Source organism: Pseudomonas frederiksbergensis (assembly GCF_003732705.1).
In the GTDB taxonomy this organism is placed as follows: domain Bacteria; phylum Pseudomonadota; class Gammaproteobacteria; order Pseudomonadales; family Pseudomonadaceae; genus Aquipseudomonas; species Aquipseudomonas frederiksbergensis_F.
In genome coordinates, this window is sequence record NZ_MOBR01000020.1 from 1 (window position 1) to 14,625 (window position 14,625).

General features: G+C 60.3%; 13 protein-coding genes. 10 read left to right on the forward strand and 3 right to left on the reverse strand.

The genetic code is table 11. The features are described 5' to 3' along the window. Nucleotides 1–104 precede the first annotated feature (104 nt). Nucleotides 105–1,028 (reverse strand): TIGR03571 family LLM class oxidoreductase, encoded by a 924-nt coding sequence (locus BK667_RS21435; protein ID WP_123598809.1) that lies wholly within the window; start codon nt 1,026–1,028, stop codon nt 105–107. 276 nt (nt 1,029–1,304) lie between these two features. On the opposite strand from BK667_RS21435, the gene mrdA reads away from it, so the two are divergent. Further along, nucleotides 1,305–3,197 carry a penicillin-binding protein 2 gene (gene mrdA, locus BK667_RS21440; protein WP_123598810.1) on the forward strand — a complete coding sequence of 631 codons (1,893 nt, stop codon included), beginning with the start codon at nt 1,305–1,307 and terminating at the stop codon, nt 3,195–3,197. 12 nt (nt 3,198–3,209) lie between these two features. Here mrdA and BK667_RS21445 read toward each other — a convergent pair whose 3' ends face one another. Then, nucleotides 3,210–4,169: a LysR family transcriptional regulator gene (locus BK667_RS21445; protein WP_123409844.1), complete on the reverse strand. Its 960-nt coding sequence runs from the start codon at nt 4,167–4,169 to the stop codon at nt 3,210–3,212. 156 nt (nt 4,170–4,325) lie between these two features. Here BK667_RS21445 and BK667_RS21450 point away from each other — a divergent pair, with 156 nt between their 5' ends. The 6 genes from BK667_RS21450 to BK667_RS21475 all read left to right on the forward strand — a co-directional run bounded on the left by BK667_RS21450 (nt 4,326) and on the right by BK667_RS21475 (nt 9,789). Beyond that, on the forward strand, nt 4,326–5,627 hold the full coding sequence (locus tag BK667_RS21450) for an MFS transporter (RefSeq protein WP_123598811.1): 1,302 nt from the start codon (nt 4,326–4,328) through the stop codon (nt 5,625–5,627). Continuing rightward, nucleotides 5,624–6,379: a class II aldolase/adducin family protein gene (locus tag BK667_RS21455; protein ID WP_123409846.1), complete on the forward strand. Its 756-nt coding sequence runs from the start codon at nt 5,624–5,626 to the stop codon at nt 6,377–6,379. Before BK667_RS21450 ends, BK667_RS21455 begins: the two co-directional genes overlap by 4 nt. Continuing rightward, nucleotides 6,376–7,305, forward strand: a complete 930-nt coding sequence (locus tag BK667_RS21460) for a 2-hydroxyacid dehydrogenase (protein ID WP_123598812.1) — start codon at nt 6,376–6,378, stop codon at nt 7,303–7,305. Before BK667_RS21455 ends, BK667_RS21460 begins: the two co-directional genes overlap by 4 nt. Before the next feature lie 104 nt (nt 7,306–7,409). Next, a complete protein-coding gene (locus BK667_RS21465) occupies nt 7,410–8,774 on the forward strand; it encodes an MFS transporter (protein ID WP_123516112.1) in 1,365 nt (454 codons plus the stop codon). Nucleotides 8,775–8,792: 18 nt separating this feature from the next. Beyond that, complete coding sequence (locus BK667_RS21470; RefSeq protein ID WP_123598813.1) at nt 8,793–9,185, forward strand: RidA family protein; 393 nt, start codon at nt 8,793–8,795, stop codon at nt 9,183–9,185. Then, on the forward strand, nt 9,178–9,789 hold the full coding sequence (locus BK667_RS21475; RefSeq protein ID WP_123598814.1) for an RraA family protein: 612 nt from the start codon (nt 9,178–9,180) through the stop codon (nt 9,787–9,789). Before BK667_RS21470 ends, BK667_RS21475 begins: the two co-directional genes overlap by 8 nt. On the opposite strand, the gene BK667_RS21480 is transcribed toward BK667_RS21475, so the two are convergent. Then, the gene (locus BK667_RS21480) at nt 9,786–10,718 is read right to left on the reverse strand and encodes a LysR family transcriptional regulator (protein ID WP_054053465.1); all 933 of its coding nucleotides are present in this window, start codon (nt 10,716–10,718) and stop codon (nt 9,786–9,788) included. The genes BK667_RS21475 and BK667_RS21480 overlap by 4 nt on opposite strands. Nucleotides 10,719–10,881: 163 nt before the next feature. Here BK667_RS21480 and BK667_RS21485 point away from each other — a divergent pair, with 163 nt between their 5' ends. From BK667_RS21485 to BK667_RS21495, 3 genes are all read left to right on the forward strand, one after another. Further along, nucleotides 10,882–12,192, forward strand: a complete 1,311-nt coding sequence (locus tag BK667_RS21485; protein WP_123516120.1) for an MFS transporter — start codon at nt 10,882–10,884, stop codon at nt 12,190–12,192. Between the two features lie 23 nt (nt 12,193–12,215). Further along, nucleotides 12,216–13,445 (forward strand): Zn-dependent hydrolase, encoded by a 1,230-nt coding sequence (locus BK667_RS21490; RefSeq protein ID WP_123598815.1) that lies wholly within the window; start codon nt 12,216–12,218, stop codon nt 13,443–13,445. 139 nt (nt 13,446–13,584) lie between these two features. Beyond that, a complete protein-coding gene (locus tag BK667_RS21495; protein WP_123516124.1) occupies nt 13,585–14,610 on the forward strand; it encodes a histone deacetylase family protein in 1,026 nt (341 codons plus the stop codon). The last annotated feature ends 15 nt before the right edge of the window (nt 14,611–14,625 follow it).

Below are 14,625 nucleotides of genomic sequence, written 5' to 3' on the forward strand. Positions count from 1 at the left end.
CCCCTATCTGCGTATGCAGGTAGGGGTTTTGTTTTGCCCGCAGGAAAGTGCGCAAAGAAAAGGGACAGCTCAATGGCTATCCCTGGGTACAGCCAACCGCACCGTCAGTGAAACATTGGCAGGACATGTTCAGCGATCTCTTCAATCACCTCTGCCACGGGGCGTTCGCTACGACGCATATGCAGGCCCACATGCTGCACACCTGCATCACGCAACGCTTGAAGCTCATCAATCAATGCCAGTCGCCCGCAACTACCGCCGAAGCGCACGCGCCGCATTGGCGCATAAGGATTTGCTTCCAGATCCAGATGAACAAAGCTGAGGTAAGGCTTATCGCCGCCGACCTCACGCCATAACCCCACGCGACGACGATGCTCATCCGGGGTGCCAGGGTAGGCGAGCCAACCGTCCATATGCTGGCCAATCCAGGCCGGAGACTGCTGCCCCAGTCCCGCCACCAGCAACGGCACCGGCTGATCACGCTCCGGTAGCAGGCGCGCACCCACAGGCAAGCGACCGTCACCTTGGCTGCGCAACAACTCGACCGTATCTCGAAAGATCTCGCCTCGCTGGGCGTAGTCGACACCGAACAACGGATACTCCATCGGCCGATCACCACTGGCAACGCCCAGCAGCAGGCGTCCGTCACTCAGCTCGTCGACACTGTTGGCAGCTTTCAGTGTCAGCCACGGCTGCCGCAATGGCAGAACAACCGCTGCCGTGCCCAACATAATGTTGTCGGTAATCCCCGCCAGGTAGCCAAGGTACGAAAAGGCTTCAAATACTTGGGCCGCATCGCCGAAATTGGGGTCATACACGGGCACGTCGCGCACCCAAAGCGCAGCAAACCCGGCCTTATCGGCCAAGCGTGCCATCGCCGCATGCTGCTTCAGATCGGGAACACCGAAAGGCCTGTCCTCGACCGTCCGAAGCCGCTGTCCAGCCGTGGACCAATCGTTATCCAGCGGCAGTTCCAGGCCAATGGAAAACCCATTCGAGCCCAGTAATCGTTGAAATCGTGAGTGCATAAAAAGCTCCAAAAAGGGAATCACATGCACCCAGTATCTACAGGCCTATCAGCAAGAAAAATGCATGAATGGGAATATCAATCTTGAGTAAAACGCACGAGTACATCCCGACCTCCCACACGGCCGACCGTCGTTTTGGCCCTCAAGGACAACCGTTCGAGGAAATCGCGCTAAAGTGCCGGCGTCATTTTTGGTATGGTGCAGCTCGTTTTTTAACGGACTGATTTCAAGCCTGAGGATCGGCACCCCCTTCATAGTCAAAGAGCTGCTGCAGAAATGCCCGAACCGATACCGATCAAAGATCACGAAAAAGAGACGCGCCTGGTCAATAAAAGACTGATGGCCTGCGCCTTGTTTGTGGTCGCCATCACCTGCGCGCTGGTCGTGCGCATGTACGTACTGCAAGTGGTCGAGTTCGACTACCACTCGACCATCTCCGAAAATAACCGCGTCCACGTTTTGCCGATCACCCCGACACGAGGGCTGATCTTTGACCGCAATGGCGTAGTCCTGGCAGACAACCGGCCCAGCTTTAACCTGACCATCACCCGCGAACGCACCTCCGACGTCAAAGAAGAACTGGATGAGGTGGTCAATCTCCTGCACTTGCCGGCTGAAGACCGCACGTTGTTCGATAAAGCGATGAAGCAGGCGCGGCACCCGTTCGTTCCGGTGACCTTGTTCTACGAACTCACCGAAGAGCAGATCGCCGTCCTAGCGGTCAACGAGTTCCGCCTGCCGGGGCTTGATGTCGAGCCGCAATTCGTCCGTCACTACCCGATGGGCGCACACTTCGCCCACTCGATCGGTTACGTCGGTCGTATCAACGAGAAAGAATCCAAGGCGCTGGATGGGGTGGAGTACCGCGGCACCCAATCCATCGGCAAGACCGGCATCGAGAAGTTCTATGAGTCTGAACTGCACGGCCACGTCGGTTACGAAGAAGTCGAGACCAACGCCCAGGGCCGCGTACTGCGCGTGCTCAAGCACACCGATCCGACACCGGGCAAAAACATCGTTCTGAGCCTCGATGTTCACCTTCAGGAAGCCGCCGAAGATGCCCTGGGGGATCGTCGTGGTTCGGTAGTTGCCCTCGATCCATCGACCGGCGAAGTGCTGGCCATGGTCAGCAAGCCAAGCTTCGATCCGAACATGTTCGTGACCGGTATCAGCTTCAAGGAATACGCGGCGCTGCATGACTCTATCGACCGGCCGCTGTTCAACCGTGTCTTGCGTGGCCTCTATGCGCCGGGCTCGACCATCAAGCCGGAAATGGCGATTGCCGGTCTCGATGCCGGTGTGGTCACCCCGCAAACCCGCGTCTTCGATCCTGGTTACTACCAACTGCCGGACTTCGATCACAAATACCGCAACTGGAACCACAGCGGCGATGGCTGGGTGGACATGGACGCAGCGATCATGCGTTCCAACGACACCTACTTCTACGACCTGGCGCACAAGTTGGGCATCGACCGATTGCACGACTACATGGCGATGTTCGGGTTGGGTGAGAAAGTCTCCCTGGACATGTTCGAAGAGTCGCCCGGTCTGATGCCGTCCCAGGCCTGGAAGCGCGCGACCCGGCGTCAGCCATGGTTCCCGGGGGAAACCGTGATCCTCGGTATCGGCCAGGGCTACATGCAGGTCACGCCGCTGCAACTGGCCCAGGCCACCGCGTTGATTGCCAACAAAGGCGTATGGAACCGACCGCACCTGGCCAAGACCGTCGACGGCGTGGCGCCGGTAGACGAGAATCCGATGCCGAACATCCTGCTCAAGGATCCGCGTGACTGGGAACAGGTCAACCACGGCATGCAAATGGTGATGCACGACGCGCGCGGCATCGCCCGGGCTGCAGCGGTGGGGGCCCAGTACCGAATCGCCGGCAAGAGTGGTACCGCGCAAGTGGTGGCGATCAAGCAGGGTGAGCGTTACAACCGGGCGAAGACCCTGGAACGTAACCGCGACAACGCCTTGTTCGTCGGTTTCGCCCCGGCCGAACACCCGAAGATTGTGATCTCGGTGATGATCGAAAACGGCGAGGCCGGTGGTCGCGTCGCTGGTCCGGTGGTGCGGCAGATCATGGACGCCTGGCTACTCGATCAGGACGGCCATCTCAAGCCTCAATACGCCACGCCCGCCAAACCGCCGGGCGATCCACACGTCTAAGCGCTCAGAGCTTCACAGCACAGGCTCACGGATGCTGAGCATGTGCTGGAAGCTCTCCAGGAACACCGTTTCTGCCTGAGTCATCTTCTGCTCGCGATTCCACAACAGCTGGATATCGAAATCCACCACGCCGTCTTCCGGCGGCAAACGCCAGAGCAGACCCTGCTCCACATCCCGTCGCACCAAGTGCACCGGCAAACAACCAATCCCGAACCCTGCGCAGATCAAGCGGTAAATTTCTTCGAAACTGGTGGAGGAGGCGACGATCTTGCCGGTAAAGCCCTGTTCATCCCGAAACAGCGTCAACGGCGAAAGATTGCCGCCCAGTTGATCGCTGGTAAAACTCACAAAGTTCTCCGCCGCCAACTGTTCCAAGGTCAGGTTCTCTTGCCCGAACAGTCGATGCCGCTGGCCGCAAAAGTACGCATAACGCTCACGAAACAACACCCGCTGCTCCAGCCGTGGCTGCGGTAAACGGCACAGGCCGACGCCAATGGTTGCGGTCTTTTGCAGCAACGAACTGATGATGTTCGAGCTGCCCATCACCTCGACTTCCAGCTCGATTTTCGGGTGGGTTTCATGGAAGTCTGCAAGAAACTCATCGTAGTGCCGCGCCTGCACGCCACTGACGGTGAGGATGCGGATCTTGCCCACCACATCGTCATGCCGACTTTCCACCACCGTGCCCAAACGGGAAATATCACCGTAGATATCCGCCGCAATGCGCAGGACTTCTTCCCCGGTTTCCGTCAGATCAAAGCGCCGGCCGCTGCGGGCGATCAACACACATTCCAATTGTTCTTCCAGACGTTTCAGCGCCTGGCTCACCGCCGACTGGGTGATGTGCAAACGCGCGGCAGCGCGGCTCATGCTGCCTTCCTGGCCAATCACCAGATAAGTGCGAAGCAGGTTCCAATCGAGCCGGTCATTCAGAAAACGACGACCGACCCACGGGTTCGAAGTGGAGGACATAAATAATCCATGTAGTAGCACGGCTAATAGTAAAGATAAGAATTTGAAAATTGACTAATCCTGGCATGGAAGCGATAAAGCCCACAAGCGCCGCAGAGTGCAACCGTATCCAGCCTTCAGTACCTGCCCAAAACTATAAATACACAGGGTCCTTGCATGCACACTACCCCTCAACCGCGACGAGCCGCGGCCGCTGCCTTCATTGGCACGACCATCGAGTTCTACGACTTTTACATCTACGCCACCGCGGCGGCGCTGGTGCTCGGGCAAGTGTTCTTTCCCAGCAGTGACCCGGTAATGAGCACCCTGGCAGCCTTCGGCAGTTTCGCCGTTGGCTTCATCGCCCGACCAATGGCCGGTATGGTTTTCGGTCACTTGGGAGATCGTTTGGGCCGCAAGAAAATGCTGCTGGTGACCATGGCATTGATGGGCCTGGCCACCGCCGGAATCGGTTTGCTGCCGAGCTACGCCAGCGTTGGCATCTGGGCGCCGGTCGGTCTGATCGTGCTGCGATTGATCCAGGGGATTTCCGTCGGCGGCGAGTGGGGCGGGGCGGTGCTGATGGCCAGCGAGCACGCACCGGCCAAACGCAAGACCTTCTACGCCTCGTTCGCCCAACTCGGCAGCCCGGCAGGTTTGCTGCTGGCGTTGATCGCTTTTCGCTTGGTGACATCGCTTGAGCCAGCGGACTTCCTCGCCTGGGGCTGGCGTCTGCCGTTCCTGGCCAGCGGCGTGCTGATGATGGTGGGCCTGATGATCCGTTCCGGGGTCCACGAATCACCGGAATTCGCCAAGGTCCGGGACAACAACGAAACCGCCCAATACCCGGTGAAGGACGTGATCCGCACCTGCTGGCGGCAAATCCTGTTCGCCGCTGCTGCCGTGACCATCGGTTCCGCCGGGTTCTTCTTCACCAACACCTTCATGATCACTTACGTCACCCAATACCAGGGCATCCCGCGCTCGACGATTCTCGATTGCCTGTTCCTGGTGACGGTCATTCAATTGCTCTCGCAACCACTCTCCGCATTGCTTGCCGAGCGGATTGGCGAAGGTCGCTTCCTGAAACTCGTCGCGCTGTTGTGCATGGTCACGCCGTACCCGATGTTCCTGCTGGTCGGCACGCAAAACATCGTGTTGATGACCGCCGGCATCGCGTTGGCGGTGGTGATCCTCTCGGCGCTGTACGCGGTGATTGCCGGGTACATGACCCAGGCGTTCCCGGTGCACCTGCGCTACTCGGGCATTTCCATCGCTTACCAGTTGAGCTGCGCCCTGGCCGGCGGCACTACGCCGCTGATCGGCACGCTGCTGGCCAGTAAATTTTCCGGACAATGGTGGCCGCTGGCGGTGTTCTTCACCTTGCTCTCGGCCCTGTCCCTGATCGGTGTTTGCGGCCTGGCTCGCTTGCGCGCCAACCCGGTCGTCACCCACGCTGCTAAAGAGGTGTATTCGTGAGTAAACCCGCACACATCGACCCGATTGAATGGCAAGCCCGTTGCGAACTGGCGGCGCTGTATCGCTTGGTCGCGCACTTTCGCATGACCGACCTGATCGACACCCACATCACCCTGCGCATTCCAGGACCTGAGCATCATTTCCTGATCAACCGCTACGGGGTGATTTTCGACCGCATGCGCGCCTCGGACCTGGTGCGCATCGATCAGGACGGGCGCATCGTCGATCCCGAATACGCCGGTCACCGGGTCAACGCCGCAGGGTTTGTCATTCACTCGGCGATCCACATGGCGCGCCCGGACCTGAACTGCGTAATCCACACGCACACCGCCGCCGGCATGGCCGTCGCTGCGCAGAAACAAGGTCTGCTGCCGATCACCCAGCACGCGCTGAAGTTTTACGGAAAACTGGCTTATCACACCTATGAAGGCATCGCCCTGTCGCTGGATGAGCGCGAGCGTTTGATCGCCGACCTTGGCCCGCACCGGGCAATGATCCTGCGCAATCACGGCTTGTTGGTCGGTGGCTCCGGCGTGGCCCAGGCGTTCCAGGAAATCCACTTTCTGGAGCGTGCCTGTCAGGCGCAAGTGGCGGCGCTGGCCGGTGGTTCGGCGCTGCATTATCCATCGCCGGAAGTTTGCGCCCACACCGCCGAACAGTTTGACCGTGATGAACAGGACAACATCATCGACCTGGCCTGGGAGGCCGCCCTGACCCTGATCGAATCCCAGCGCGAGTCCTACCTTTCATGAACACCGTCGTCCTGCTGTCCCGCGACAGCCTGTTACTTAAGCAACTGCAAGCCGCGTTCGCCCGCAGCGCGCCGCAACTCACCACGGTGCTGGCCGACGATCCGTTGGCCAAGAATGCGCAGATCGCCGCGTGCTGGTTTCCCTTGCCCGGCAGCCTCGCGGCATTGCCGAACCTGCAAGTGATTCACTCGGTCGCCGCCGGTATCGATCACCTGGAACACGACCCGTCGTGTCCGGATTTGCCGGTGTGCCGGGTGGTCGATCCCGGCCACCGCCAGGGCATGACCGAGTACGTGCGCTGGGCGGTGATTCACTATCACCGGGGCTTCGACCAAGTACTGGAGCAACAGCGGCAGCAACACTGGGAGCGCCCGCTGCAACGGGCCGCGGGGCAATTCAAGGTCGGGGTGATGGGGCTGGGTTCGCTGGGCAGCGCGATTGCCCAGGATCTGGCCAGCGCGGGTTACGACGTTCGTGGTTGGGCTCGTCGTGGCAAAGATTTAAACGGTGTCCAGACCTTTGCTGGTGCGGAACAACTGAACCCGTTTCTCGATGGCCTGGAACTGCTGATCAACTTGTTGCCGCTGACCAGCGAAACCCGCGGCATTCTTGGCAACAAAACATTCGAACACTTGGCCAATGGCGCCGCGCTGGTCAATTGCGGCCGCGGTGGTCACCTGAATATCGATGACCTCGAACACGCCCTGAAACGAGGAAGATTGCGCGGCGCTTTACTGGATGTTTTCGAACAAGAACCGCTACCCGCCGATCATCCTCTCTGGAACATGCCCGGCGTCACGATCACGCCGCACATGGCTTCGGCCGCGTCCCACGATTGTATTGCCGAACAAATAGCGGAGAACTTCCGCCGTTTAAACGCCGATGAACCGCTTTTGAATTGCGCCGACCGAACACTCGGTTACTAACAACAAACTCGCCCACGAAGTTGGGCGAGGCATAACAACAATCCCTCACTCTCAAACGATTTACTGCCAGTAAAAAACAATTAATCAAATTCCTGGAGTCAGTGATGAGCGATCTATCGTCCGCAGAAAAGTCCGGCGACCCGCCGATCAGCATGAAAAAAGTCGCGGTGGCCAGTGTCATCGGCACCACCGTGGAATGGTACGACCTGTTTGTTTTCGCCACGGCGTCGGCGCTGGTGTTCAACAAAGTGTTCTTCCCGGACTTTGTGCCGTTGATCGGCACGTTACTGGCCTTCGGCACCTTCGCCTCGGCCTATCTGGCACGGATCGTCGGCGCAGCGTTATTCGGGCACTTCGGTGACAAACTGGGACGCAAGTCAATGTTGCTGATTTCGCTGCTGACCATGGGCGCCGCCACGTTCGCCATCGGCTTGTTGCCCAACTACGCGGCCATCGGCATCTGGGCGCCGATCCTGCTTTTATTGCTCAGGGTGATTCAAGGTTTGGCGCTGGGCGGCGAGTGGGGCGGGGCGGTGTTGATGGCGGTGGAGCATGCGCCGGCCAACAAGCGCGGCTTGTACGGTTCGTGGGTGCAGATCGGCGTCCCGGCCGGAACCATGATCGCCAACCTGGCCTTCCTGTTGATCGCGGCCTACCTGTCCCCGGAAGACCTGTTGGCCTGGGGCTGGCGGATCCCGTTCCTCGCCAGCGTGTTGCTGATCGCCGTGGGTTTGTACATCCGCCTGAACATCGCCGAAACCCCGGCCTTCAACAAGGTCAAGGAAGCCGAAGTGCAGGTGAAAATGCCCCTGGCCGAAGTGTTTCGCAAGTACTGGAAGCAAGTGGTGCTCGGCGGCATCGCCACCATGTCGACCGGTGCGTCATTCAACATCATCGTCGCGTTTGGCCTGACCTACGGCACGCAAAATCTCGGCTTCAGTCGCAGCACGATGCTCGGCGTGGTGTTGCTGTCCTGCGCCTGGTGCATCGTCATGTTGCCGGTGTTCGGCGCGCTGTCGGACCGCTACGGACGCAAGCCGATCATTGTCGCCGGCATCATCGCTGAAGCCCTGGTGGCGTTCCCGATGTTCTGGTTGATGGACACCAAAGAGCTGCCGTTGGTGATCTTCGGTTACCTGATGTTGATGACCGCGTTCGCTGCCAATTACGGCCCGATTGCGACGTTCCTCGCCGAATTGTTCGGCACGCGGGTGCGCTATTCGGGGTTGTCGATCAGCTACATGTTGTCCGGTTTGCTGGGCAGTGCGGCGACGCCAATTGTCACCACCGCATTACTGGCGGCGACTGGCAAAGGGTCTTCGGTGGCCTGGTACATGATCGGCGCGGCAGCGATTTCATTGCTGGCATTGTTGCTGCTGACCGAGACCTTCAAGCGCGACATCAGCGAAGTCCCGGTCGAGGCTCCGGCCGACCCGCAGCACAAACCCTTTAAATCGGCTGCGGCCTAAGCCCAGGAGTTCCAAAGCATGCGCAGAATCCAATCCGCCCCAGGTTTCATCGGCCCGGTCGGGCCTTACTCCCAAGCGGTGGTCAGCGGTCATCTGGTATTCACCGCCGGGCAGATTCCGGCTCAGAGTGGGCTCGACGATCAACCCGCCGAATTCCCCGAACAAGTGCGACAAACCTTGCGCAATCTGGAGGCGATCCTGATTGAAGCCGGCTCCGATTTCAGCCATGTGATCAAGGTCAACGCCTACCTCACCGATCCGGCGCAACTGGAGCCGTTCAACGCCGTGTATCGCGAATTCCTCGGCCATGCGCCGCCGGCACGCACCACGGTGTGCGTGACGTTGTGGGGTGTGTCGCTGGAAATCGAATGTGTCGCGGAGTTGATAACCAAGGAGCCGCAACATGGATGAATCACGATTGATCGAACAACTCAAAGCAGTGAGCTTTCCAACCCTCGGGCATTTCCTGGAGGAGGGCTTCGCCGACTCCCAATTGCGGGCCATGGTGCCTAATGTGAAAGTGGTCGGTCGCGCATTGACCCTGAAACTGGTCGGCGCCGATGCCATCGCGGTCAACCAGGCGTTGGCGCTGATCAAACCCGGTGATGTGCTGGTGATCGACACCGGGGGCGATCACCAACACGCTCCGGTCGGCGCGGTGACCAGTTGCGCCGCACGTTGCGCCGGTGCCGTGGGCATCGTGGTGGATGGCGCGGTGACTGACTTGCTGGAACTGCGTGAAGCCGGGCTGCCGATCTTCGCTCGCGGCACCAGCCTGCTGACCACCAAGTTGCATGGGCGCGGCGATAGCCAGATCAATCAGCCGATCCACTGCGCTGGCGTCACGGTCAATCCCGGGGATCTGGTGTTGGCGGACGACAACGGCGTGCTGTTTCTCGACTGGCCGACCGCTGCGGTGGTCATCGATCAAGCCCTGGCTTCCGATCACGCCGAGCCGCGTTTGCTGGAACGCTTAAAATCCGGCGAACCGGTTGCGCAGGTTTTAAAAACCTAAGCCGTCAAGCACGCCTGCAAGCTCTCGATAAACAGTGTCTCCGCGCGGCTCATGCGCTGCTCGCGGTTCCACAACAAATGAATGTCCACATCGGCAATCCCTTCGTGGGGCGGCAGGCGCCAGAGCAATCCGGCGTCGACATCCGCCGCCACCACATGCTCGGGCAGACAGCCGATACCAAACCCGGCGATCACCAATCGCCGGACTTCCTCCAGGCTCGGTGACGACGCCACAATGCGTCCGCTGAAACCCTGCTGATCACGAAAAATCGTTAGCGGCGACAGCATGCCGCCAATCTGGTCGCTGGTGAAACTGACGAAATTCTCCCGCTGCAAATCCCCCTCAGCGACGTTCTGCTGGCCGAATAATGCATGGTGCTTGCCGCAGAAAAACGCATAGCGCTGACGCAGGAACAGCCGCTGTTCCAGGCGCGGCTGTGGCCGGCGGTTGAGGCTCAGTCCCAGGGTCGCAGTCTTTTCCTGAAGGGCACTGACGATGTCGGAACTGCGCATCACGTCCACTTCCAGATCCACCCGTGGGTGCTGACGGTGAAAGTCGGCGAGGAAGTCATCGAAGCGTTCAGAGAAGATCCGACTGATGATCAGCAACCGCACCTTGCCGATCACTTCGTCGGCCGGTTGCTCCAGCACGCTGCTGACTTGCGACATCTGCCCGTAGATTTCCCCGGCCAGTTCGAAGATCTGCTCGCCGACTTCGGTCAGGGCAAATCGCGGTCCGCGCCGGGCGATCAGTTGCCGGCCGAGTTGTTCTTCCAGCCGCTTCAACGCCTGACTCACTGCCGGTTGCGTCAGGTGCAGACGGGCGGCGGCACGGCTGATGCTCAGTTCCTGGCCGATGACCCGAAAGGTGCGCAGCAGGTTCCAGTCGAGGCGGTCATTGAGCAGGCGTTGCACTTCGCGTTCGGCCATGGCGGTTCTCGATTATAAGCAGGCGTAATAATCCGCATAATAAATAGAAAATTGACTAATCATAGCCCCGGGACGATAAATCACCCCCAGACAGGCGCCGCCAGAGTGCCTTGGATTTAGCGTTTCTCTCCTGCCAAAAAAACAATCAAAGGAGCCCGACCCCATGAAGCCTGTTGCTTCGTCTCAACCGCGCCGTGCCGCAGCGGCTGCCTTCATCGGCACCATGATCGAGTGGTACGACTTTTACATCTACGCCACCGCCGCCGCGCTGGTGTTCGGTGCGCTGTTCTTCCCCTCCGACGACAAGCTGTTCAGCACCATGGCCGCGTTCGGCACCTTCGCTGTGGGTTTCTTCGCGCGACCGTTGGGCGGGATTATCTTTGGCCATATCGGCGACCGTATCGGGCGCAAGAAGTCGCTGATCATCACCTTGCTGATGATGGGTGTGGTCACGGTGTGCATCGGTTTGCTGCCGACTTACGCGCAAATCGGCGTTGCGGCGCCGGTGCTGTTGATCCTGTTGCGCATCGTCCAGGGCATCGCCGTCGGCGGCGAGTGGGGCGGGGCGGTGTTGATGGCCGGTGAGCATGCGCCGAAGGGCCGTCGCAACTTCTTCGCGTCCTTTGCACAACTGGGCAGCCCGGCGGGTTTGATCCTGTCGTTGCTGGCCTTCAGTGCAGTCACTCGCTTGCCGGAAGAAGACTTGATGAGTTGGGGCTGGCGCCTGCCGTTCCTTGCCAGTTCGCTGTTGCTGCTGGTGGGGTTGGCGATTCGTCTGGGTGTGAATGAATCCCCGGAGTTCCTCGCCAGCCGCGAACTGGCCAGCAAAAGCACACGCAAGGAGCAGGCGCCGGTGATGGAAGTGCTGCGTACCGCATGGCGTCCGCTGCTGCTGTGTATCGGCGCCAACACCCTTGGGATCGCCGGGGTGTATTTCACCAACACTTTCATGATCGCCTACACCACCCAGCAACTTGAGTTGCCGCGCTCACTGATCCTCGAGTGCCTGTTTGTGGTGGCGATTATTCAGTTCTGCATTCAGCCATTGGCGGCGTGGGTCGCGGAGAAAATCGGTGCGACGCGTTTCCTGTGCCTGATGTCGCTGCTGGCGATGGCCTCACCGTATCCGATGTTTGTGCTGGTCAGCTCGGCACAGCCGTCGCTGATCATCCTCGGCATCGCCCTGGCGGTGGTGTGCATGGCCTCGTTCTACGCGGTGATCGCCGGTTACGTCAGCGGTATGTTCGAGACCCGCGTGCGCTACACCGCGATCTCCCTGGCTTATCAGATTTGCGGTGCGCTGGCCGGTGGCCTGACGCCGCTGATCGGCACGATGCTGGCGCATAAATTCGCCGGCCAATGGTGGCCGCTGGCGGTGTTCTACAGCCTGATCGCCGCCACTTCGCTGATCTGCGTCTTATCCCTTGCCCGTCGTCATGCCAGCGCTGAACGCGTTGAATTGGCCAACGCTTAACCGCGGTTTTTAAGGAGTAACGTATGTTGAAAATTAACGGTGAACGCCTGTGGGCGAGCCTGATGGCCATGGCTGAAATCGGCGCGACGGCCCGTGGTGGCAGTTGTCGGCTGGCCCTGAGCGATGAAGACAAGGCTGGCCGCGAACTCTTCGCCCACTGGTGCCACGAAGCCGGGATGACCCTGAGCGTGGACGCCATCGGCAACCTGTTCGCCCGCCGCGAAGGCACCGACCCGGACGCTGCGCCGGTGATGATGGGCAGCCACCTCGACACCCAGCCTGAGGGCGGCCGCTTCGATGGCGTTTACGGTGTGCTGGCCGGTCTGGAAGTGGTGCGTTGCCTGAACGATCTGGGGATTCAGACCCGCAAACCGCTGGAAGTGGCGGTGTGGACCAACGAAGAAGGTGCACGCTTCACCCCGGCGATGTTCGGCTCGGCGGTGTTCACCGGCATCATGCAACTGGACACGGCGCTGGCGGTGCGTGACATCGACGGCATCAGCGTCGCCGAGGCGTTGCAACGCACCGGTTATGCCGGCGAGCGTCCGTTGGGCGGTGCGGTGGATGCCTACTTTGAAGCGCATATCGAGCAAGGGCCGATCCTCGAAGACAACGCCAAAAGCATCGGCGTGGTCAGCGGCGGCCAGGCGATTCGCTGGCTCGACGTGCGGGTTGAAGGTATGGCGGCTCACGCCGGTACTACGCCGATGCCATTGCGCAAGGACGCCCTGTACGGCGTGGCGCGGATGATCCAGGCCATCGAGGTTCTGGCCACGGATTTCGCTCCCGAAGGCCTGACCACGGTGGGCGAGTTGAGCATCAACAAATCCTCGCGCAACACCATTCCGGGGTTGGTGAATTTCACGGTCGATCTGCGCCATCACCGCGACGAAGCCATCGAGGCGATGGAGCAGCAAGTCCGCGCACGACTTCAGGCGATTGCTGACGGTCGCGACTTGAAGCTGACGATCACGCCGCACTGGATCAGCCCGGCGACACCGTTCGACGGCGAGTGCGTGGCGGCGGTGCAGCACGCGGTGGATGCCCTGGGCTACGCTCAGCAATCGATTGTCAGCGGCGCCGGGCATGACGCGATTCACCTGGCGCGGTACTGCCCGACGGCGATGGTGTTTATCCCGTGTGTGGGTGGGTTGAGTCATAACGAAGCCGAGGACGTGTTGCCCGAGGACGTGCGCCAGGGCACTGACGTGTTGCTCAACGCCGTGCTGGCCCGCGCCGAAAGAACTGAATAACCACAATCCCTGTAGGAGCGAGGCTTGCCCGCGAAGACGGTGTGTCAGTCAACATAGATGTTGAATGTGCTGACGCCTTCGCGGGCAAGCCTCGCTCCTACAGGGGCGCGTGCTCCGTTTCAGAACAGGAATTTATCCCATGCGCAGTTTTTTCCACCCCGAACAATTGCTCCATCACCCACGCAGCTACTACTCCCGCGGGCAGATGCGCACGCCGCAGGAAGTGCCTGAACGCGCGCAACGATTGGTACAGGCTTCGCATTCCCTGGGCTTCAAGGTCGAGCAACCCACCGATGCCGGACTCGTTCCTTTACTGGCGGTCCACGGCGCGCCATACCTGACGTTTCTCCAGGAAGCCCATCAGCGCTGGAAGGAAATCCCCGAAGATTGGGGCGATGAAGTCATGTCGAACATCTTCGTCCGCGAGCCCAATGCCTTGCGCGGGATTCTTGCCCAGGCCGCTCGTTATCTGGCGGATGGCAGTTGCCCGGTGGGCGAGCAGACCTGGCGCTCGGCCTATTGGTCGGCGCAAAGCGCGATTGCCGGGGCCCAGGCGTTGCTCGATGGCGAGCCGGCGGCGTATGCCTTGTGCCGTCCGCCAGGTCACCATGCGCGGGCAGAAGCGGCCGGTGGTTTCTGCTACCTCAACAACGCGGCAGTGGCGGCGCAGGTCTTGCGCGCAGGGTTCGAGCGAGTGGCGGTGCTCGACACCGACATGCATCACGGTCAGGGCATTCAAGAGATTTTCTACGACCGCGACGATGTGCTGTACGTCTCGGTGCATGGCGATCCGACCAATTTCTATCCAGGGGTTGCCGGGTTTGCCGATGAGCGTGGCGTCGGAGCGGGGGAGGGTTTCAACCTGAATCTGCCGATGGCCCACGGCGCCAGTGAGGCGGATTTCCTTGGGCAACTTGAGGTGGCGTTGGCGGCGGTGAAGGACTTCGGCGCCGAGGTGTTGGTGCTGTCCCTGGGTTTCGATATTTTCGTGCTGGACCCGCAGAGCAAAGTGGCGGTGACCCGGGACGGGTTTGCGGTATTGGGCGAGCGGATTCGCAGCCTTGGGTTGCCGTGTCTGATTGTGCAGGAGGGTGGGTATCACCTGGAAAGCCTGGAGGACAATGCGCGGGCGTTTTTTGTGAATGCCGAGGTGTGGCAACGCTGAGATGTGTGGTGTCCA